Genomic DNA, 19,952 nt, shown 5'->3' with positions numbered 1-19,952 from the left:
GTTCACAGGAGAATTCACATGGCACAGAAGTCCAAGGCCTACCGGGCCGCGGTCGAGAAGATCGAGCCCGGCAAGTTCTACACACCCGACGAGGCCGTCGCGCTCGCACGCGAGACCGGCTCGTCCAAGTTCAACTCCACCGTGGAGGTGGCGCTGAAGCTCGGCGTCGACCCCCGCAAGGCGGACCAGATGGTGCGCGGCACCGTCATCCTTCCGCACGGCACGGGCAAGACCGCCCGCGTCATCGTTTTCGCAACGGGCCCGGCGGCCGAGGCGGCCATCGCGGCCGGCGCCGACGAGGTCGGCGGCGACGAGCTCATCGAGCGCGTCGCTGGCGGCTGGACCGACTTCGACTCGGCGGTCTCCACCCCCGAGCTGATGGGCAAGGTCGGTCGCCTGGGTAAGGTGCTCGGCCCCCGCGGCCTCATGCCGAACCCGAAGACGGGCACCGTGACGCCGGATGTGGCCAAGGCCGTCTCCGACATCAAGGGCGGAAAGATCGAGTTCCGCGTCGACAAGCACGCCAACGTGCACTTCGTCGTCGGCAAGGCAGGCTTCACCCCCGAGCAGCTGCAGGAGAACCTGAAGACCGCGCTCGAGGAGGTCGTGCGCCTCAAGCCTTCCGCCGCGAAGGGCCGTTACATCCAGAAGGGCGCGGTCTCGACCACGTTCGGACCGGGCATCCCGCTGGACGTCAACGCGATTTGAGTCTGCCCCGCTAAGCAGCGCACAGAAGGCCCCACCCGTTCATCCGGGTGGGGCCTTTCTGCATTTCGGCGCAGCACGCCCCGGAAGGCGGCAGAGGCGCCTGCCCACTCCGCTACCCGTGTGTCGCTCGTGTTTCGCACCTTGTGTCCCTCTTGTGAGGGGGTGATGTGTGGGCATAGGGTCCGAATCACGCGTGTGCCGAGGGGTGGCGCCCGCGAAGAATCGAAGGGAACAACACGGATGACCATACGAGTCGGCCGGCGAGCGCTCACGAGGCGCGCGACGGCCATCCTTGCCACGGGGGCGAGCATCATCGCCTTGTCTGCCGTGGGAATGCCAGCGGCGAGCGCGGCGTCGCGCGTCGATTACTCGGGTTCGGTGCCCGGCTGGGCGACGAGCAGCAACGACGCGGGAGCGGCGGCCAGCGACACTACGGTCGAGGGCGAGCTCTACCTGCATCTGCGCGACGAGCAGGGCGCCGCAAGCCTCGCGCTCGCCGTCTCGACGCCAGGCAACAAGCAGTACCGCCACTGGCTCAGCCCACAGCAGTGGATCGCGACGTTCTCTCCGACGAAGAAGTCGTACGACGCCGTGGTCTCCTACCTGAAGTCGCAGGGGCTCACCATCACGGGCACGCCGGCGAGCCGGCAGTACGTCGTCTACCGCGGAACGGTTGACCAGCTCGATGCCGCCTTCGGCACCACGCTGCACACGTACAACCACAGCGGGCACAAGCTCGTGGCACCGTCGAGCGCGCCGTCGCTGCCATCGGATGTCGGGGCATCCGTCAGCGCCGTCAGCCTCGACCAGTCGCGCACGCTGACCAGGCCGGACTCCATCCAGCAGGGCGACATCCCCGCGACGACGGGTCCGAGCAGCCCGCAGATGCAGCGCAGGCAGGCGGTGCAGCCAACTGTCGACGCACCGTGTTCGACGTACTGGGCACAGAACACCGTGACGGTGCCGCCCGCGTACAACGGCCAGACTCAGTATCCGACCAACATCTGCGGTTACGTGCCCAAGCAGCTGCGCTCGGCATACAACCTCGACACGTGGTCGAAGTTCGGCATCAACGGGTCGGGTCAGACGGTCGCGATCATCGACGCCTACGCGTCGCCGAGCATCCAGGCGGATGTCAACCAGTACTCCGCACAGAACGGTGAGCCGGGACTCGCGCCCGGTCAGTACAACCAGATCGTGCCGGATCCCAGCCAGTTCACCGACAAGGACCTGTGCCAGGAGCCCAGCGGGTGGCAGGGGGAGCAGACGCTCGACGTCGAAGCTGTACACGCCATCGCGCCGAAGGCCAGCGTGCTTTACGTAGGCGGCTTCAACTGCGGCGGCGGCCTCGACATCGCGATGTCGACCATCCTCGACAAGAAGCTCGCCAACATCGTGAGCAACAGCTACGGCGACGTGGGTGAAGACGTGCCGGCAGACGTGATCGCTGGAGAGCAGAACATCCACCTGCAGGCCGCGGCCGAGGGCATCGGACTCTACTTCTCCAGCGGCGACAACGGCGACGAGGCAGCCAGCCTCGGCTATGCGTCGCCCGACTTCCCGGCATCCTCGCCGTACGTCACTTCGGTCGGCGGAACGTCGATCGGGGTCGACAAGAACGGCAAACTGGCCATGGAGGTCGGCTGGGGCGTTCAGGCCGACGTCATCCAGAAGGATGCCGCTGGCAACCTCTCCTACACCGACCCGCTTCCCGGATCGCTCTTCGCGGGCGGCGCGGGCGGTGGCGTCAGTGCGGTGAATGCCGAGCCGGCGTATCAGAAGGGTGTCGTGCCCGATGCGTTGTCCAACGGCAAGCGCGTCTCGCCCGACCTGGCAGCGCTTGCCGATCCCTACACCGGGTTCGAGATCGGCATCCAGCCGATCATCGACGACGACACGCTCGCCACGGGCGGCTACATCAACGAGACGTACGGCGGCACGTCGCTCGCGTCACCGCTGACGGCTGCCCAGATCGCGCTGGCGCAGCAGCTGACCCACTCGACGATCGGCTTCGCGAACCCGACGCTGTACGCGATCGACCGCGTGCTGCCGTCGTCGTTCCGCGACGTGCAACCGCCGTCGCAGGAGGTCGCTGTGGTGTACACGAGCAAGACGAGCGGTCGTTCGTTCCTGATGACGCTCAATCACGACACGTCGCTGACCGTTGCCAAGGGCTACGACGATGTGACGGGTCTTGGAGCGGTGTCGTTCGACCTCGCCCACTCGCTGGCGCTCGGAAAGCACTGAGCCGACACGGATGAAAACGGGCCGGTCCTTCGGGGCCGGCCCGTTTCGCGTCTGGCGCGCCGTTCCGCTACGTCGCCCGTTCGGCGTCAGCCGTTCTGGCCGGCAAGCCGCGATACGAAGGGATCCAACCGCGCCCACAGCGCCTCGGGATTCTCGAGTTGCGGCAGGTGTCCGGCGCGTTCGATGACTGCGAACTCCGCGTCGGGGATCTCTGTGGCCATCGCTCGGCCGTACGCCGGCGTGGCCACGCGGTCAGCCGCGCCCCAGAGGACCAACGCGGGCACGGCGATCTCGGCCAGGCGAGCCAGCAGCGAGGGGTCGTGCATGTACGGATCGCCCGCCAGAGTCCTGATCGTCGCCTGATTCGCCCGCTGAACAGCGCGTTGCTCCTCGGGGAGCGTTGCCGGGTCGAAGTATCCGCGGTCCGGGTCGAACCACGCCGCCTCGGCAAGGCCCCGAGGGTCGAGGGCGAAGACGTCCGTGATCGGTTCTCCTGCCACGGCGATTCCCGTGCCGTCGATCACGACGATTGCGGAGAGAACGCCGGCGTATCGCTCGTCACCGGCCGCAGTCGCGGCCATCTCGAGCGCCATCCAGCCGCCCATCGACGAGCCGACCACGAGCACGTCGCGTTGGCCACGCTCGAGCAGGGCGTCGAGATAGCCGCGAGCCAGCCTCGGGATGCTGTCGACGGCATCCGGCCGCGCGCTGCCGTTCCAGCCAGGCAACGTGGGAGCCAAGACCGGCCAACTCTCCGCATAACGGGCGACGATGGGAGCCATGGTCGCGGGGCCGCCCCCGCCGTGCAGCACGAGCAGCTTCCGCTCGTCCTCCTCGACGATGGGTGGCAGGGTTGCGGCCGCAGCCTCCACGACGAGTTCTGGTTCCATGGCAGATCCAATCAACATGTTTATATAAGGATGTTGATACACTAACACCATGAGCGAAGGGCGCAAGGGACCGAGCGATCTGGAACGCCTCGGGCGAGCGATCAAGCAGGTGCAGCACCGCGACCACCGGGCCATGGAGGCCGCGCTGCAGCAGGCGGGCGTGTCGCTCGTGCAGTGGGACGCACTGCGGGCCATCGATCGCATGCCGGGGGCATCGAGTCACGATCTCGCCGTCGCGGTCTTTCAGAGCGACCAGGCGTTCGGTACGCTCGCCGGCCGGCTGCAGCACCGCGGACTGATCGAGCGACGACCGGGACTCGGCCGTCGCGTCGCATTCGAACTGACCGATCTCGGCCGCCACGTGCTCGCGGAAGGACGAGCAGTGGTGGCCGACGTGTGGGAGCGACTATTCGGCGGCCTGTCGGCTGCGCAGCGCGATCAGCTCCTCGAACTGCTCGCCCTCCTCGGCGCCGACGCCGCCTGAGCGGTAGGCGGTCAGTCGTCGCTGGAGTGTAGTCCGTGCCGAGCAGCGAGCAGGGTGATCTCGGGATGCTCGTCGGCGAGCATCCTCTCGGCGCGGGAGAGCACATCGCGAACGTGTCCGGCGTCGCGCGCGACGACGCCGACGCCGATGGTGGCGCGGCGATACAGGTCCAGCGTTCCGACCTCTGCGACTGCTGCCTCGGTGCGACGGCTCAGCTCCGCGATCAACGGACGCACGACCGCCCGCTTCTGCTTGAGCGAGCGCACGTCGCCGAGCAGGATGTCGAACTCGATCCATCCGATCCACATCGGCTCGAGTCTGACATGCGGTGCCGGCCGAGACACCCGTCGCCCTTGGGCACCCCCGGTCTTATGCTGTGCGGCATGGGGGAGCTCACGGACTACTACGCGACGCTGCCGAGCGACGTTCGCGAGCTGTTCGACGGCATCCGTCTTCGTGCGCTCGAACTGGTGCCCGATGCAGTCGAAGGGCGCAGCTACGGGATGCCGGCCCTCCTGTACCGCGGCAAAGGGCTGCTCGCCGCGATGCAGACGAAGACGCATCTGGCGATCTATCCGTTCAGCGGCTCCGTGGTGTCTCGCGTGGCGGACCGCCTGCCCGGCTACTCGGTCTCCAGGGGCGCAATTCGCTTCAGCCTTGATCACCCACTGCCGGCCGAGGTCGTGGACGACGTCATCCTGTTCCGCGCCCACGAACTCGACGGCAAACACGCATGACATTCGGTTCGGAGACGTGGGCAACCCTGGGCGGTTCGATGCATTTCAACGAGCGCGCCGAGGACTACGACAGTGCCCGCCCGTCGTACCCCGCTGACCTGTGGACGACCCTGAGAGAACAGGGCCTTCTCGAGCCTGGGCTTCGGGCGCTCGACCTCGGCGCAGGCACGGGCCAGGCGACCGGGCCGCTCGTTGCTGCCGGTCTGTCGGTGACGGCCGTTGAGCCCGGGCCGAGGTTGGCAGAGCGACTACGGGCCCGCTATCCAGGAGTCTCGGTCGTCGCGGATCGTGCCGAAGACCTCGGGATGCCCGATGCCTCGTTCGATCTGGTGGTTGCCGCCACGGCCGTTCACTGGTTCGACCTCGACGTCGTGCTGCCGAAGATCTCCCGCCTTCTGGCACCCGGCGGCCGCTTCGCTGTGTGGCGGAACGTCTTCGGCGATCCCACGGTGACGACGCCGTTCCGACAGCGGGTGGGCGACATCGTGCGACGACGCGACCCGCGACAGCGGCGGTCGCCGGATCCGGAAGATCTGGATGCCACGGTCGAGCGGCTGACCCGCGGCGGCATGTTCGAGCTCGTACAGACGTCGACCTACCGCTGGAGCGTGGAGCTCAGCGCCGAGCACGTCCGGCGGCTGTTCGGCACGTTCAGTGACTGGTCCGAGAGGGAAGCAGCGCAGGCGGGAGCAGCGGTGGAAGAACTGGGTGGAAGCGTCGTCGAGCACTACCAGTCGTGGCTGATCCTGCTTCGCCCGGGTAAGCGATAGCGGCCGAGGGGACTTGCGGTCAGCCGATGCGGATGAGCTTCTTGTTCACGAACTCGTCTGCGCCGAGGCGTCCCATCTCGCGGCCCGTGCCGGAGCGCTTCACGCCGCCGAACGGCAGCTCCACCCCATCGGCGAGCACGACGTTGACGAACACCATGCCTGCCTCGATCTTGTCTGCCACCCGCTGTGCCTGCGCTGGGTCTGTCGTGTACACGTAGGATCCGAGCCCGAACGGGATGTCGTTGGCTACTTCGACCGCCTCGTCCTCGTTCGCCACCCGATAGACCGAAGCGACGGGCCCGAAGAACTCCTCCTGACGAACCGGATTGCCCGGCGCGATGTCTGTGAGCACGATGGGCGCGAAGTAGTTGCCCCTGCGATCGCCCGTGGCATGCAGCTTCGCGCCGTTCGCCACAGCGCGGTCGAGCTGTTCCTGCAGCCGGTCGGCGGCAGCCGACGACGACAGCGGGCCGAGTGGCGAGTCGGGGCTGGTCGGATCCGCCGGCTGCGATTCGGCGAGCTTCGCCCTGAACTTCTCGAGGAAGGGCTCGTAGAGGTCGTCGACCACGATGAACCGCTTTGCGGCGTTGCACGACTGACCGCTGTTGTCGAGGCGCGCTGCAGCAGCATCCGCCGCGACCTTGTCGAGGTCATCCGCGGACAGCACGATGAAGGGATCCGAGCCGCCGAGCTCGAGCACGACCTTCTTGAGATTCCGTCCGGCGATCTCCGCAACGGCTGCGCCGGCGCGTTCCGAACCGGTGAGCGAGACGCCCTGGAGGCGGCGGTCGGCGATGACCCACTCGATCTGCTCGTTCGTGGCGAAGATGTTGATGTACGCATCGTCGGGGAACCCTGCGTCGTGGAAGATCTGCTCGATCGCGAGGGCCGACTCCGGACACTGTGGCGCGTGCTTGAGCAGGATGGCGTTGCCGATCACGAGGTTCGGCCCTGCGAAGCGCGCGACCTGGTAATAGGGGAAGTTCCACGGCATGATGCCGAGCAGAACGCCGAGCGGGCTGCGTCGGATGACGGCCGATCCTTCGCCTGCGAGCAGCTCGATGGGCTCGTCTTCGAGAACCTTCGGCGAGACATCCGCGTAGTAGCGGTAGATGTCTGCGGCGAAGTCGACCTCCGCGAGTGCCTGCTCGACGGGCTTTCCCATTTCGCGCACGATGATCGCAGCGAGCTCATCGCGACGCTCCGAGTGCAGGTCGCCGACCTTGCGCACGAGCTCTGCCCGTTCCGCCGCGGTCGTGGTGCGGCCCCAGCTGCGGAAGGTCGCATCCGCTCGCGCGATCGCGTCGTGCAACTCGTCGTCGGTGATCGTCTGGTATTCCTTGACGGTCTCGCCGGTAGCGGGGTTGACCACGGCGTAATAGCTCATGGGAGTCCTTTCTCGCCTCTGCGGCGTCGCGCACCGCTGGTGTGTGCGACGCGAGCGGATGCCTGGAGCGGCGCATCGGGAGCGGCGCGTGGCATCCGCTGCCAGCCTAGGCGGAGGATCGGCGCGGAGTGCAGGGTCTCGCGTCCGGAATCGCGGACGTCGGCGAGCGATTCGTCCGCCCTGCCGGGGTCAGGAGACGGGCGCGTGCGCCTCGAGGAACTCGAACACCTCGGTCTCGTCCACACCGGGAAAGCTCCCCGTCGGCAGGGCAGCGAGGAGCGATGTGGGCGTGCGCGCCGCCGGCCACGCGTAGGAAGCCCAGGCATCCGCGAGTTCCGGGGGAGCCTTGCGGCAGCAGCTCTCCTCGGGGCAACGCGAACTGGCACGGTTGACGGTCTCTCGTCCCCTGAACCACTTCACGTGTGCGAACGGCACACCGACACTTACCGAGTACTCGCCCTCCTTGGCCTTCTCGATTCGGGATGTGCACCAGAACGTTCCCGTTGACGTGTCCGTGTACTGATACCAGGGGCTGAACCGGTCGGATGCCTCGAACACCGTGCGCGCGGTCCAGTTGCGGCACACCGTGGTGCCTTCCACGGCACCGGTCGCATCGGACGGAAACCGCACCGAGTCGTTCTCGTAGGCCTTGATGATGGTGCCCGACTCGTGCACTTTCATGAAGTGCACGGGGATGCCGAGCCGAGTCGTGGCGAGGTTCGTGAAGCGGTGCGCGGCCGTCTCGTACGAGACCGCGAACGCATCGCGCAGGTCTTCCATCGAGATGCGATGCAGGTTCTTCGCCTCGGTGAGCTGGCGCACGGCATCCTTCTCGGGCAGCAGCACGGCCGCGGTGAGGTAATTGGTCTCCACTCGTTGTCTGAGGAAGTCGGCGTAGCTGCGCGGTTCGTCATGCGCGAGCACCTGGCTGGCCAGCGCCTGTAGCACGGGGGAACGGGAGTCGCGCGACGAGAACTGCTGCACGGGAAGGTAGATGCGGTGATGCCCCTTGTCGGTCACCGACCTCGTCGCGTGCGGCAGGTCGCCCACATAGTGCAGGGTGAATCCGAGCCGAGCGGCGATGTCGCTCACGGTCTGCTGCGACACCGGGCCGCCCGAGTGTCCGGCGACACCCAGAAGGTCGGCCGCGGCACGCTCGAGCTCGGGAAAGTGGTTGTCGCGTGCACGCATCTCGGCGCGCAGTTCCGCATTGGCGCGTCTGGCCTCCTCCGGCGTCGATGCCCGCTCCCTGTGCAGCCGCTCGATCTCGCCGTGCAGTCCGATCAGAGCCTTGAGTACGTCGTCGCTCATCGACTTGGACGCACGGATGCCTGGCAGCCCGAGCGAGGCGAACACCGGTCCGCGCACGGCCCGCTCCACCGCGATCTCCAGAGCCGCACGCTCGTCGGGTGCATCGGCGCGCACGAGGTCGTCCACCGTGGTGTGCAGCGCCGCAGCGATGGTACGCAGCATGGAGAGGCGCGGTTCTCGCTTGCCGTTCTCGATCATGGAGACCTGTGATGGGGCACGCTCGACGGCTGCCGCCAGGTCGTCGAGCGTCATACCGAGTCGTCTGCGGCGCTCCCGGATGCGCCTGCCGAGGGTGAGAGCATCCAGCTCGTCGGCCGACTCAGGTGCTGCGGGCGCTCGATCGACGGTGATCATGTGCCGATGCTGTCACCGGTGCTGCTCTTCAGCTGGGCGTGAGACAGCAGAAGAACTGCCGTTCTTCTGCATTCGGGGGAGGAGTCGTGGATTTTCCGCGGCACGGAAGTCAGGCCCACCTTCTTCTTCCGAATCCCGGATCGCGGCGGCCCGACGGCCGCAGTCTTGTCGCAGCGAGCCGATCAGACCGGGTGGGTGGTGCTCGCAGCCACCGAATACGAGCGTCAGGAGAACACGATGACCGAGCAGATCGCACCACGACCAGGCGAGGCGACACAGACCGCTGACGAGCTGGAACTGGAATGGAGCGCCGATTCGCGATGGGACGGCATCCGCCGCGACTACAGTGCCGCCGACGTCGTCGCGCTTCGCGGTCGGATCGGCGAAGAGCACACGCTCGCCCGTCGCGGAGCCGAGCGGCTGTGGCGGCAGCTGCAGCAGACCGAGGTTCCTGCCACGGGTGCGGACTCCCGCTCGGCGGGCGGCGACTACCGGTGGATCGCAGCTCTGGGTGCGCTCACCGGCAACCAGGCGGTACAGCAGGTGCGTGCCGGCCTTCAGGCCATCTACCTCTCCGGTTGGCAGGTGGCGGCCGACGCCAACCTCTCCGGCCAGACCTACCCGGACCAGAGCCTCTACCCGGCGAACTCGGTGCCGGCGGTCGTGCGTCGCATCAACAACGCGCTGTTGCGAGCTGACCAGATCGACGCCTCGAGCGGCAGCCCGAGCGACATCGACTGGCTCGCCCCCATCGTGGCCGACGCGGAGGCCGGCTTCGGAGGACCGCTCAACGCCTACGAGCTCATGCGCTCGATGATCGAGGCGGGCGCTGCCGGGGTGCACTGGGAAGACCAGCTCGCCAGCGAGAAGAAGTGCGGGCACATGGGCGGCAAAGTGCTCGTGCCGACGTCGCAGCACATCCGCACCCTCAACGCCGCGAGACTCGCGGCCGATGTGGCAGACGTACCCACTGTCGTCATCGCGAGAACGGATGCGCTGGCCGCCACCTTGCTCACGAGCGACCACGACGAACGCGACCGCGAGTTCCTCACCGGAACGCGCACCGCCGAAGGGTTCTACGAAGTGCGGAACGGCATCGACCCCGTCATCGCCCGCGGAATCGCGTACGCACCGTACGCGGACCTGCTCTGGGTCGAGAGCTCCGAACCCGACCTCGAGCTCGCGCGACGCTTCGCCGAACGCATCCATGACGACTTCCCGAACAAGCGGCTGGCGTACAACTGCTCGCCGTCGTTCAACTGGAAGCGACACCTCGACGACGCGACGATCGCACGGTTCCAGCGGGAGCTGGCCGCGATGGGGTACGCGTTCCAGTTCATCACCCTCGCGGGCTTCCACGCGCTGAACCACTCGATGTTCACGCTCGCACGTGACTACTCGCAGCGGCAGATGAGCGCGTACGTCGAGCTGCAAGAGGCCGAGCTCGCATCCGAGGCCGACGGGTACACCGCCACCCGCCACCAGCGAGAGGTCGGTACGGGCTACTTCGACCTCATCGCGACCGCTCTGAACCCTTCGAGCGCCACGCTCGCGCTCGCCGGTTCGACCGAACAAGCACAGTTCTAAAGCCGCTCGCTCAGGGAGCCTGGAAAAACGAAGGAATGGACATGAACACCACCGAAGAACACGAGCCGCGCATTGAGATCGCCGCGGCGCTGGGCGACCGCTACGAGCAAATCCTCTCGCCTGGCGCGCTCGGTTTCCTCACCGAACTGCACGATCGCTTCGCTGCGCGTCGGCACGAGCTTCTCGCGGACAGGATGCGACGGCGCGCCGAAATCGCGAACGGCCGGGATCCCGACTTCATGCCCGAAACGGCATGGATACGCGACGACTCCACGTGGCGAGTCGCCGGCGCAGGTCCCGGGCTCGAGGACCGGCGCGTCGAGATCACCGGGCCAACGGATCGCAAAATGGCGATCAACGCGCTGAACTCAGGCGCCCGAGTGTGGCTGGCCGACCAGGAGGACGCGACCAGCCCGACCTGGGCGAACGTCGTAGAGGGTCAGCTGTCGCTGTTCGACGCCGTCCGAGGAGAACTGACCCACAGGAGTCCAGAAGGCAAGGAATACCGGGTCACCGCGGAACACCCGCCCACCATCGTGATGCGTCCCCGCGGCTGGCACCTCGGAGAGAAACACCTGCTGTTCGTCGACCGCCAGGGTCGCAGCCTCGCGGCGTCAGGCAGCCTCGTCGACTTCGGTCTGTACTTCTGGCACAACGCGCAGAGCCTCGTGGACGGCGGCACCGGCCCGTACTTCTACCTGCCCAAGCTCGAGCATCACGAGGAGGCGCGGCTCTGGAACGACGTCTTCGCGTTCGCGCAGGAACGCATCGGGATGCCAGTTGGCACGATTCGCGCAACGGTCCTGATCGAGACCCTGCATGCCGCTTTCCAGATGGAGGAGATCCTGTACCAGCTGCGCGAGCACTGCGCCGGCCTGAACGCCGGACGCTGGGACTACCTCTTCAGCATCATCAAGACCTACCGCTCACGCGGCAGCGCCTACGTGCTTCCCGACCGGTCGCAGCTGACCATGACGGTGCCCTTCATGCGCGCGTACACTGAACTCCTCGTCTCCACGTGCCATCGGCGCTGGGCATATGCCATCGGCGGCATGAGCGCGTTCATCCCCAACCGGCGGGACCCCGAGGTCACACGGCGCGCACTCGAGAGAGTGGCGGACGACAAGAGGCGCGAAGCGGGCGACGGGTTCGACGGCACGTGGGTGGCGCATCCGGATCTCATCGCGACCGCGCTGGCCGAATTCGACGCCGTGCTCGGGTCGAAGCCGCATCAGCTGGAACGCACGAGGCAGGACGTGCGGGTGCAGGCATCCGACCTGCTCGGCTTCGCGGGGGCCCCGGGAACGGTGTCTCGTGCTGGAGTGCGCGACGACATCCAGGTCACGTTGCGCTACGTCGAGGCGTGGCTGCGGGGCGTGGGCGCCGTCGCGATCGATAACCTCATGGAGGATGCCGCCACCGCCGAGATCGCACGCTCGCAGCTGTGGCAGTGGATCGAGAACCGGGTAGTGACCGCGGAAGGCGAGCTCATCGATCTGGAGTTCGTTCGACGCGTGCGAGACGAGGTGATGGCAGGCCTACCGCGAACACCGGCGGACCGTTTCGACGACGCCGCCAGGGTGCTCGACGAGGTGGCGCTGCGGCCCGAGTATCCGGCGTTCCTCACCGTGGTCGCCTACCTGCGCTACCTGGGCGACGATGCAGACGTCGTCGTGCCGCCGAAGCCGGCGAGGGAGCACGCAGCCATGGAGCGGGCGGCGTGAGCAGCAGCGCCCTGCGACCGAGTGCGAAGGCGAGCGGCTAGCGTGAAGGCATGACCGAAGTGACGATCCGCCGGGCGACCGCGACGGATGCCGACGCCCTGGCATTCGTCGCGGCCGTCACGTTCCCGCTCGCCTGCCCTCCGCACACCACGAGGGAGGATGCCGCCACCTTCGTCATTGAGAACCTCTCGGCCGCCTCCTTCCGGGCATACCTCTCCGATCCGGATCGGGTCGTGCTCGTCGCCGAAGAGAACGGGCAGCCGATCGGCTACACCATGGTCGTGTTCGGCGAGCCGCACGACGAGGACGTGGCCGGCGCCCTCACGTTGCGCCCGACCAGCGAGCTGAGCAAGTGCTACGTGCTGCCAGGCCATCACGGCCGAGGCGTGGCGGGACGCCTGATGCAGGTATCCATCGATGCCGCCCGCGAGCACGGTGCCGCCGGAATGTGGCTGGGCGTCAATGAAGAGAACGAGCGCGCACAGCGGTTCTACCTCAAGAGCGGCTTCTCGAAGGTGGGCGTGAAGCGTTTCCGGGTCGGGGACCGCTGGGAGGACGACTTCGTATTCGAGCAGGCACTGGCGCCGGTGACCGCTAAGTGACGCCGGGCCTCATACCTTCACTCAGCTTCTGACCCATTGGCGGCCTGTCGCCCTGCGCCCTCCCTCAGTCCTCGGAGCGAGTCGGCGAACTCCGTCAACGCTTGCGGCTCGAGCGAGCCGCCGATCAGCCGGTCGAGTGCGTCATCGAAGACAGGACCGGCCCCTTTTGTCACGGCGGTTCCGGCATCGCTCAATTGAACGATCGAGGATCGACGATCGCTCGGGTGCGCGGCGCGTCCTCGTGGCGGACCTCGCGGAGAACGAAGGGATCCAGACTGTCGCCGATCGCCTTTCCCAAGGCGATGTCGACGTTCTCGTGAATAACGCCGGAGCCGGCGGTTACGCTCCGCTTGCCACGGTCACGCCGGAGATGGTCAGTCAGCTCTGGACGTTGAATGCCGCCGCGCCGCTCCTTCTCAGTCGCGCAATCCTTCCGAGACTGCTCGAGAGGGGATCGGGAGGGACCATCAACGTCGCGTCGTTGCTCGCGTTCAGCGCGGGGCAGCGCGCGCCGTATCTGCCAGCCCGTGCGATCTATGCCTCGGCCAAAGCCGGAATCGTCGCGCTCAGCCGGCTGCTGGCCGGCGAAGTGGCGGGTACCGGCGTACAGGTCACGCTCGTGTGTCCCGGACGCGTGCAGACCGAGTTCGCCGAAGGTGCTGCCCGGAGCGACCCTCAAGCCATGACCGCTGATGACGTCGCTGTCGCTGCCTGGGGCGCATTCAGCCGCGGCGAAAGCGTGTGCATTCCCGCGCTGGGCAATGCGAACGATCTGCAGGATCTCGCGGCGGTTGAGCTGGGACTGCTGGAGGGCGGGAACCGTCCGTCCCTGAACGCGCGCTATAGGACGTAGACCAACCGCCGACGGCATCGGGCGCGACATTGGCCCGGGGCGCCAACGCTCACGCAGACGCCCTCCGTCACACCCGGCCGGTCGCGAGCACTCCGATGAGCTGACCGGCAAGGCGCACCAGCAGCTCGATCTCGTCCTCGTCGCGATCGATCCAGCGGCACTCCGGCTCGCCGATCGGCACGAATCCGTCGTGACGCTCCCACACGACGAGCGTGCGTTCGGCACCGAGCACATACTGCTGCCACCACACCTGTCGCAGGTAGTGCCTTGGGATGCTTCGCCACGGCTTGTTCGTCGTCTTGATCTCGGCGAGCTCCAGGCGACCGGTCTCCCGTGCCACGAGCCCGTCAGGAGTTGCGAGGTGTCGTCTGTCGCTCACCGCGTGGAACAGTGCGTCGCTCGGCACTATCCCGTGCTCGCTCAGCACCCACTTGGCGATCTGCGGTTCCCTGGCCTTGCCGTGTTCCGTGAAGACGTTTCCGGTGAATCCGGATCCGTGCACCTTCTGCCTGGCGGCGGCCAGAACGGATGCCGGAGTGGACAGCTTCGCGACATCGGTCGCGGTGATGCCGCGGGCACGGGCACGCAGCCACGCAACACGATCCGATGCGTGGGCGAGGATGCGCCGCTCGTGCGGAAGCACGGGCTTTGCCGCGGCCCGCGGCGCTTGCGCGCCCTGGGGGTGGAGAGCGGCCTCGAGCTCCTCATCGAACAGAGAGAGCATCGTGTCGGTCACCGCTCCATTGTGCCCCCGGCGGGAGACGACGCCGCGCGTCGTGGCGGGTGTCCGAAGAGTTCCACCGCACGACGGAGTGTTTCGAAGCGACTCATCCCGGCCCCGAAGTGTGGTTCAATCGATTCGACCCCGATCTCTGGCCGTCGCAAGCGGTGCCAGAAGCGGTGCGCGAAGCAGTGTCCAGGAGCATTCGCTGGATCAGTGCCTCGACGCGTGCCCGCAGGGGACGTTGACAACGAAGCATCGGCCTCGCCGCGGCATCCGTCCGCGCTACGAGGCTCTCGACGAGGAGAATCGTGACCACCTCACCTGTTTCCGTGCAGCTCTACACCGTGCGTGAGGCGCTGCAAGACGATCTGCAGGGCACCCTGAACAAGCTCGCCGAGGTGGGCTTCACTCAGGTCGAGCCTTTCGCCTTCACCAACTTCCCCGGCTTGGGCGACGCACTGTCTGCCGCCGGACTCGCCGCACCGACCGTGCACGTGCATTTCCTCGGCGAGACCGACGAGGAGATCGCGGCGACGTTCGACGCGGCCAAGGCGCTCGGCGTGCAGACCGTTATCGATCCGCACGTGCCTGAAGACCGGTGGAAGACCGCCGAGGCCATCGAGCACACGGCGGCTCAGCTGAACAGCGCAGCGAAGATCGCTGCCCAGCACGGCGTGCGCGTCGGGTACCACAACCACGCTCACGAGTTCGAGAACAAGATCGACGGGCAGAACGCCCTCGAGTACTTCGTCTCGAAGCTCGACCCCGAGGTGGTCATCGAGCTCGACACCTACTGGGTCGCCGTCGGCGGCGAGAACCCCGTCGAGGTGCTCGGCAGACTGGGCGACCGCGTGGTCGCACTGCACATCAAGGACGGCCCCGCGACGAAGGACACAAAGGACCAGGTCGCAGTGGGAAGCGGAAGCCTGCCGATCCGTGACATCATCGAGGCCGCCCCGAACGCGCTGCGAGTCATCGAGCTCGACGACTCACGCGACAACCGCTTCACTGCGGTCGCCGACAGCTTCGCGTTCCTCACCAAGGAAGGTCTGGCATGAGCGAGTCCACCACCACTCCGGGTAAGACCGGCCCCGTCGGAGTCGGCGTCATCGGCGCAGGCAACATTTCGACGCAGTACCTGACCAACCTCACGGCGTTCCCGGATGTCGACGTGCGCTTCATCGCCGACATCGACCTCGAGCGCGCCGCCGAGCAGGCCGAGAAATTCGGAGTGCCGGCATCCGGCACCGTCGAGCAGCTGCTGGCGGATCCCGAGATCGAGATCGTCGTGAATCTCACGATCCCGAGCGCTCACGCCGAGGTGGCACTCCAGGCTGTGGCCGCAGGCAAGAACGTGTGGAGCGAGAAGCCCATCGCTCTTGACCGCGAGAGCGGAAAGCGTGTACTGGACGCGGCCCACGCCGCCGGCCTGCGGGTGGCATGCGCACCCGACACCTTCCTGGGTGCGGGCATCCAGACGGCCCGAAGGCTCCTCGAGTCGGGCGCGATCGGCGTGCCGCAGACGGCGCTCACGATCATCCAGAACCCGGGTCCGGAGTCGTGGCACCCGAACCCCGCCTTCCTGTTCCAGGAGGGCGCGGGCCCGCTTTTCGACATCGGCCCGTACTACATCACGACGCTGATCCAGTTCTTCGGACCGGTGAAGCGCGTGGCGGCGGTGGCGTCGAAGGCCAAGCCGATTCGCACGATCGGATCCGGCCCGCTTGCTGGCCAGACCTTCGACGTGACGGTCCCCACCCACGTGACCGCCGTCTTCGAGTTCGAGAGCGGCCAGACGTCGCAGAGCATCTTCAGCTTCGAATCGCAGATCAAGCGCACGCTCTTCGAGGTGACCGGCGTCGACGGCGCGCTCGAGGTCAATGACCCGAACATGTTCGTCGGCAACCTCGTGCTGCACGACGGCAGCGACGAGCCCAAGACGATCGAGGTCGAGGGCGAGCTGTCGGCCCGCGGAACCGGCGTTGTCGAGCTGGCGCGCGCCATCCGCGCAGGAGTGCCTGAACGTGCAAGCGGTGAGCAGGCGTACCACGCGCTCGATGTGATGGTCTCGACCATCCAGGCGGCCGAGACCGGCGAATGGGTCACGGTCGAAAGCACCTTCACTCCGACTGCAGTCCTCCCAGACGGATGGGATGCCTCGGCAGCGACGCTGGCCTGACATCCACCAGGCATAATGCCGCGAGTCCCGCCCCCTGAGGGGCGGGACTCGCGGCATTTGCGTCTGCCGAGCGGTCGGTCTATGCGACCTCTTTGACCTTGCCCTGCTTGATGTGCAGGCGACGCTGGGCGCGGCGGGCGACCGCTGAGTCGTGCGTGACGATCACGAGCGTGAGGCCGCGGGCGCGCCACAGACCCTCGAGCAGCTCCATGATCTCGTCGCGGGTCTCCTCGTCAAGGTTGCCCGTCGGCTCGTCCGCCAACAACACTTCGGGTTCCTTCACCAGCGCCCTGGCGATGGCGACGCGCTGCTGCTGACCTCCGGAGAGCTCCGCCGGCCGGTGGTCGCCGCGATCGCCCAGCCCCACCGATTCCAACGCCTTCGTCGCGCGCTCCCTTCGCTCCGGACCGGGAATGCCGAGCGGAACGAGCGCGGTCTCGACGTTCTCGAGCGCCGTGAGCGTGGGGATGAGGTTGAAGCCCTGGAAGACGAACCCGATCTCCTTGCCTCGGATGCCCGTCAACCGTCCGTCGCCCAGCTTGCCAAGGCTCGAGTCCTCCAGCTCGACCGTCCCGGAGGTCGGCCGGTCGAGCGCGCCCAGCATCTGCAGCAGCGTCGACTTGCCGCCACCTGTTGGTCCCTGGATGGCCACAAGCTGGCCGTCCGGGATCTCGAGCGTGACATCGTTCAGCGCCGTCACCTTTCCCCCCTTGGCCTGGTATTGCTTGGTGACGTTCGTCAGCTTGTACATGTCGCGTTCCTTATGTTGTCGTTGATCGCGGATGCCCGGCCTACTGCACGGACCGCAGCGCTTCGGCGGGGCGCAGGCGCGAGGCCCGCCATCCGCCGATGGCACCGGCCAGCAGGCCGCCGAGGATCGCGAGCCCGACGGCGGCGGCGATGATCCAGACCGTGACGGGTGCGCTCAGGTCAACCTGGGTGGTGGCAGAGCTCGCAGCGGATCTCGCCGCCGCCCCGAACCCTCCGAACCTGCCCGTGCCGGGCGCCGCGCTCGATGCAGCACCGCTTCCGCTCGCGCCACCACCGGAGAACGCTCGGCGGGCTCCGTCGGCGAGGGCGCCGCCGAATCCACCGCTGGAGACGCCTCCGGTGAGACTGGGCGAGATGACGTTGACCACGAGAACGCCGATGAGTCCGATGGCGATGCCGACCACGCCGCCGATGAGCCCCTGCACGACGGATTCGCCCGCCACCTGGCCGACGATGCGGCGGTTCGACCAGCCGATCGCCTTCAGAGTTCCGAACTCCCGGGTGCGGCGGGTGACGCCGGAGATGGTGAAGAGGATGGCGATCAGGAACGCCGCCGCAAGCACGATGACCGAGAGCCACGTGCCGAGGTTGGCGACCAGTTGTCCCGCGCTCCCGAGCGAGCCCGACACGTTGGAGGCCAGGTCTGCCTGAGTGGAGACCGTGGTGCTCGGCAGGGTCTTCTCCAGGGACGTCTTCAGCGAGTCGACGTCGGTTGCCGATGCTGCCGTGACGTAGATGGTGGAGATCTTGCCCTTCTCGTCAGAGAGCGTCTGCGCGAGGTCCAACGGGATGTAGACATTGGATGCGGTCGTCGAGTCTGAGCCGGTCGGCTTCACGGTTCCGACGATCTTGAAGTCCTTGCCGCCGACGCTGATCGTGTCGCCGACCGACAGGCTCTTCGACTTCGCGTAGCTCGAGTCGAGCACGGCGACGTACTTGCCGGCGTCGGACGACGTGAGCGTGCGTCCCTTCGCGAGTGCGGTTGATGCGACCGGGCCGACGGCCTTCGCTCCTGGCGTGATGCCCATGACGCTGAACGAGTTGACCTGGAACGAGCTTCCGCCCTGGCCGTCGGATCCGCCGGTGCCTCCAGACGTCGACGTGCCCGACTTGGGCGTGGTGCCCGTGCCGTCCCTCAGCTTGCTGAAGTCGGGCAGTGTTCCCTTGAAGCTCGTGTTCTGGAGCGATAGCACAGCGGCGGCCCCGGAGACGCCCGAGGTCTTCTGCACCTTGGCGAGGGCCGAAGCGCTCAAGGTGTTGCCGCCCGGGCCGACGCTCAACCGTGAGGAATCGACGCTGCGGCTTCCGTCACTGCTCTGCGAACCGGCGTTCGCACCGAAGTCGAACCGCGGCCCCTGTGCGGATCCTGCGGTAGGGGTGCTGACGGGCTTCGTGATGGTGATGTCGGTGCCGACTCCGTACACGGACTGCAGCACCTCCGCCTGGGCGTTCTTCACGCCTGCCGCCACCGAGTTCACGATGATGACGAGTGCGATCGCCAACGCCATGCCGATGGCGATGATGAGCGTCTGTCTGCGGCGGCCGAGGAGTTCTCGGCGCAGGTAGGTTCCGAACATAGTGGTCCTCCGTGGGGTCTTCCCGCACCGTAGGCATCCGTTTTGTGGCGCCGCTATGTCGCGCTTGTGCTTCAGCAGTGCGTCTTCGGCGGAGTCAAACGCGGGAGGCGGCCGCAGCGACCGGTGACCTCGGAACGCTTCTGGTCACCGACGTTCCCGCATGAGAGCCGGATGGGCGTTTCTCAGACTTCGCATAAGTAGCGCACAGGAGGCCCGAACCGGGCTTTCGATAATGGGAAGCATGTCCACCCCAGTCACCGCCGCGTCCGAGCGCGGCCAACTCCGCCCCACGACGGCACCCCTGCATCACGCGGACGGCTCGCCGATCCGGATCCTCGTCGTCGACGACGAGCACACCCTCACCGATCTGCTCCAGATGGCCCTGCGCTATGAGGGCTGGGAGGTGAAGTCTGCCGCCAATGGTCAGCAGGCCCTCACCGTCGCACGCGAGTTCAAGCCGGACGCCGTCGTGCTCGACATCATGCTTCCCGACATCGACGGGCTCCAGGTGATGGCGAGGATGCGTGAGGGCGGCGGCGAGACCCCCGTGCTCTTCCTCACCGCGAAGGACTCGCTCGACGACCGCATCGCGGGCCTCACCGCAGGCGGCGACGACTACGTGACCAAGCCGTTCAGCTTGGAGGAGCTCGTCGCCAGGCTGCGTTCGCTGCTGCGAAGGTCGCGCGCGCTCATCGCCGACACGCAGGATCCGCGCATCGTGGTCGGCGACCTCGTGCTCGACGAGGATTCGTACGAGGTGACGAGGGCAGGTGAGCCCATTTCGCTGACCGCGACGGAGTTCGAACTGCTGCGCTATCTCATGCGTAACCCGCGCCGCGTGCTCTCGAAGGCGCAGATCCTCGACCGCGTATGGAGCTACGACTTCGGCGGCACCTCCAGCGTCGTCGAGCTGTACATCTCCTATCTGCGCAAGAAGATCGACGCAGGGCGGCCGGCGATGATCCACACGGTCCGTGGCGCCGGGTACATGATCAAGGCCGCGGAGTGACCCTCCGTCGACGTCTCTCAGGGCGAGAGTGAGCGGAA

General features: G+C 67.1%; 19 protein-coding genes. 12 read left to right on the top strand and 7 right to left on the bottom strand.

Going from position 1 to position 19,952, the window contains the following annotated elements; genetic code table 11:
* The first annotated feature begins 18 nt into the window (after positions 1 to 18).
* Together rplA and ACO2Q7_RS13250 are read left to right on the top strand one after the other, a co-directional pair.
* Positions 19 to 708 (top strand): 50S ribosomal protein L1, encoded by a 690-nt coding sequence (gene rplA / locus ACO2Q7_RS13255; protein ID WP_423356177.1) that lies wholly within the window; start codon positions 19 to 21, stop codon positions 706 to 708.
* Between the two features lie 240 nt (positions 709 to 948).
* A complete protein-coding gene (locus ACO2Q7_RS13250; RefSeq protein ID WP_423356176.1) occupies positions 949 to 2,955 on the top strand; it encodes a S53 family peptidase in 2,007 nt (668 codons plus the stop codon).
* Positions 2,956 to 3,041: 86 nt separating this feature from the next.
* Here ACO2Q7_RS13250 and ACO2Q7_RS13245 read toward each other — a convergent pair whose 3' ends face one another.
* Positions 3,042 to 3,845 carry an alpha/beta fold hydrolase gene (locus ACO2Q7_RS13245; protein WP_423356175.1) on the bottom strand — a complete coding sequence of 268 codons (804 nt, stop codon included), beginning with the start codon at positions 3,843 to 3,845 and terminating at the stop codon, positions 3,042 to 3,044.
* Positions 3,846 to 3,894: 49 nt separating this feature from the next.
* On the opposite strand from ACO2Q7_RS13245, the gene ACO2Q7_RS13240 reads away from it, so the two are divergent.
* Positions 3,895 to 4,329: a MarR family winged helix-turn-helix transcriptional regulator gene (locus ACO2Q7_RS13240; protein ID WP_423356174.1), complete on the top strand. Its 435-nt coding sequence runs from the start codon at positions 3,895 to 3,897 to the stop codon at positions 4,327 to 4,329.
* 11 nt (positions 4,330 to 4,340) lie between these two features.
* Here ACO2Q7_RS13240 and ACO2Q7_RS13235 read toward each other — a convergent pair whose 3' ends face one another.
* Positions 4,341 to 4,637, bottom strand: a complete 297-nt coding sequence (locus ACO2Q7_RS13235; RefSeq protein WP_423356173.1) for a DUF503 domain-containing protein — start codon at positions 4,635 to 4,637, stop codon at positions 4,341 to 4,343.
* Between the two features lie 75 nt (positions 4,638 to 4,712).
* On the opposite strand from ACO2Q7_RS13235, the gene ACO2Q7_RS13230 reads away from it, so the two are divergent.
* Positions 4,713 to 5,066 (top strand): iron chaperone, encoded by a 354-nt coding sequence (locus tag ACO2Q7_RS13230; RefSeq protein WP_423356172.1) that lies wholly within the window; start codon positions 4,713 to 4,715, stop codon positions 5,064 to 5,066.
* Positions 5,063 to 5,836, top strand: coding sequence for a class I SAM-dependent methyltransferase (locus tag ACO2Q7_RS13225; protein ID WP_423356171.1), 774 nt, complete (start codon positions 5,063 to 5,065; stop codon positions 5,834 to 5,836). The genes ACO2Q7_RS13230 and ACO2Q7_RS13225 overlap by 4 nt, the downstream gene beginning before the upstream one ends.
* 19 nt (positions 5,837 to 5,855) lie before the next feature.
* Here the strand turns inward: ACO2Q7_RS13225 and ACO2Q7_RS13220 are convergent, their stop codons facing one another.
* Both ACO2Q7_RS13220 and ACO2Q7_RS13215 read right to left on the bottom strand, forming a co-directional pair.
* Positions 5,856 to 7,223 (bottom strand): NAD-dependent succinate-semialdehyde dehydrogenase, encoded by a 1,368-nt coding sequence (locus tag ACO2Q7_RS13220; RefSeq protein WP_423356170.1) that lies wholly within the window; start codon positions 7,221 to 7,223, stop codon positions 5,856 to 5,858.
* A gap of 189 nt (positions 7,224 to 7,412) precedes the next feature.
* Positions 7,413 to 8,888 (bottom strand): helix-turn-helix domain-containing protein, encoded by a 1,476-nt coding sequence (locus ACO2Q7_RS13215; protein WP_423356169.1) that lies wholly within the window; start codon positions 8,886 to 8,888, stop codon positions 7,413 to 7,415.
* A 237-nt stretch (positions 8,889 to 9,125) separates the two neighbouring features.
* Between ACO2Q7_RS13215 and aceA the strand changes: the two genes are divergently transcribed.
* From aceA to ACO2Q7_RS13195, 4 genes are all read left to right on the top strand, one after another.
* Positions 9,126 to 10,475 carry an isocitrate lyase gene (aceA, locus tag ACO2Q7_RS13210; RefSeq protein WP_423356168.1) on the top strand — a complete coding sequence of 450 codons (1,350 nt, stop codon included), beginning with the start codon at positions 9,126 to 9,128 and terminating at the stop codon, positions 10,473 to 10,475.
* Between the two features lie 41 nt (positions 10,476 to 10,516).
* On the top strand, positions 10,517 to 12,199 hold the full coding sequence (gene aceB / locus ACO2Q7_RS13205; RefSeq protein WP_423356167.1) for a malate synthase A: 1,683 nt from the start codon (positions 10,517 to 10,519) through the stop codon (positions 12,197 to 12,199).
* A 50-nt stretch (positions 12,200 to 12,249) separates the two neighbouring features.
* Complete coding sequence (locus ACO2Q7_RS13200; RefSeq protein WP_423356166.1) at positions 12,250 to 12,801, top strand: GNAT family N-acetyltransferase; 552 nt, start codon at positions 12,250 to 12,252, stop codon at positions 12,799 to 12,801.
* A gap of 136 nt (positions 12,802 to 12,937) precedes the next feature.
* Positions 12,938 to 13,654: an SDR family NAD(P)-dependent oxidoreductase gene (locus ACO2Q7_RS13195; protein ID WP_423356165.1), complete on the top strand. Its 717-nt coding sequence runs from the start codon at positions 12,938 to 12,940 to the stop codon at positions 13,652 to 13,654.
* 67 nt (positions 13,655 to 13,721) lie between these two features.
* On the opposite strand, the gene ACO2Q7_RS13190 is transcribed toward ACO2Q7_RS13195, so the two are convergent.
* Complete coding sequence (locus ACO2Q7_RS13190) at positions 13,722 to 14,390, bottom strand: YqaJ viral recombinase family protein (protein ID WP_423356164.1); 669 nt, start codon at positions 14,388 to 14,390, stop codon at positions 13,722 to 13,724.
* A 296-nt stretch (positions 14,391 to 14,686) separates the two neighbouring features.
* On the opposite strand from ACO2Q7_RS13190, the gene ACO2Q7_RS13185 reads away from it, so the two are divergent.
* Positions 14,687 to 15,436 (top strand): sugar phosphate isomerase/epimerase family protein, encoded by a 750-nt coding sequence (locus tag ACO2Q7_RS13185; protein WP_423356163.1) that lies wholly within the window; start codon positions 14,687 to 14,689, stop codon positions 15,434 to 15,436.
* Positions 15,433 to 16,557, top strand: coding sequence for a Gfo/Idh/MocA family protein (locus ACO2Q7_RS13180; RefSeq protein ID WP_423356162.1), 1,125 nt, complete (start codon positions 15,433 to 15,435; stop codon positions 16,555 to 16,557). Before ACO2Q7_RS13185 ends, ACO2Q7_RS13180 begins: the two co-directional genes overlap by 4 nt.
* A gap of 79 nt (positions 16,558 to 16,636) precedes the next feature.
* Here the strand turns inward: ACO2Q7_RS13180 and ACO2Q7_RS13175 are convergent, their stop codons facing one another.
* Together ACO2Q7_RS13175 and ACO2Q7_RS13170 are read right to left on the bottom strand one after the other, a co-directional pair.
* The gene (locus ACO2Q7_RS13175; RefSeq protein WP_423356161.1) at positions 16,637 to 17,308 is read right to left on the bottom strand and encodes an ABC transporter ATP-binding protein; all 672 of its coding nucleotides are present in this window, start codon (positions 17,306 to 17,308) and stop codon (positions 16,637 to 16,639) included.
* Between the two features lie 40 nt (positions 17,309 to 17,348).
* A complete protein-coding gene (locus ACO2Q7_RS13170) occupies positions 17,349 to 18,905 on the bottom strand; it encodes an ABC transporter permease (protein ID WP_423356160.1) in 1,557 nt (518 codons plus the stop codon).
* 241 nt (positions 18,906 to 19,146) lie between these two features.
* Between ACO2Q7_RS13170 and ACO2Q7_RS13165 the strand changes: the two genes are divergently transcribed.
* Complete coding sequence (locus ACO2Q7_RS13165; protein ID WP_423356159.1) at positions 19,147 to 19,914, top strand: response regulator transcription factor; 768 nt, start codon at positions 19,147 to 19,149, stop codon at positions 19,912 to 19,914.
* Positions 19,915 to 19,952 lie beyond the last annotated feature (38 nt).

Origin of the sequence: Rathayibacter sp. KR2-224, from assembly GCF_049446075.1 — a bacterium.
Lineage (GTDB): Bacteria > Actinomycetota > Actinomycetes > Actinomycetales > Microbacteriaceae > Humibacter.
Note: the sequence above shows the minus strand (reverse complement) of the source record. Positions and strands in the feature narration are given on the sequence as shown.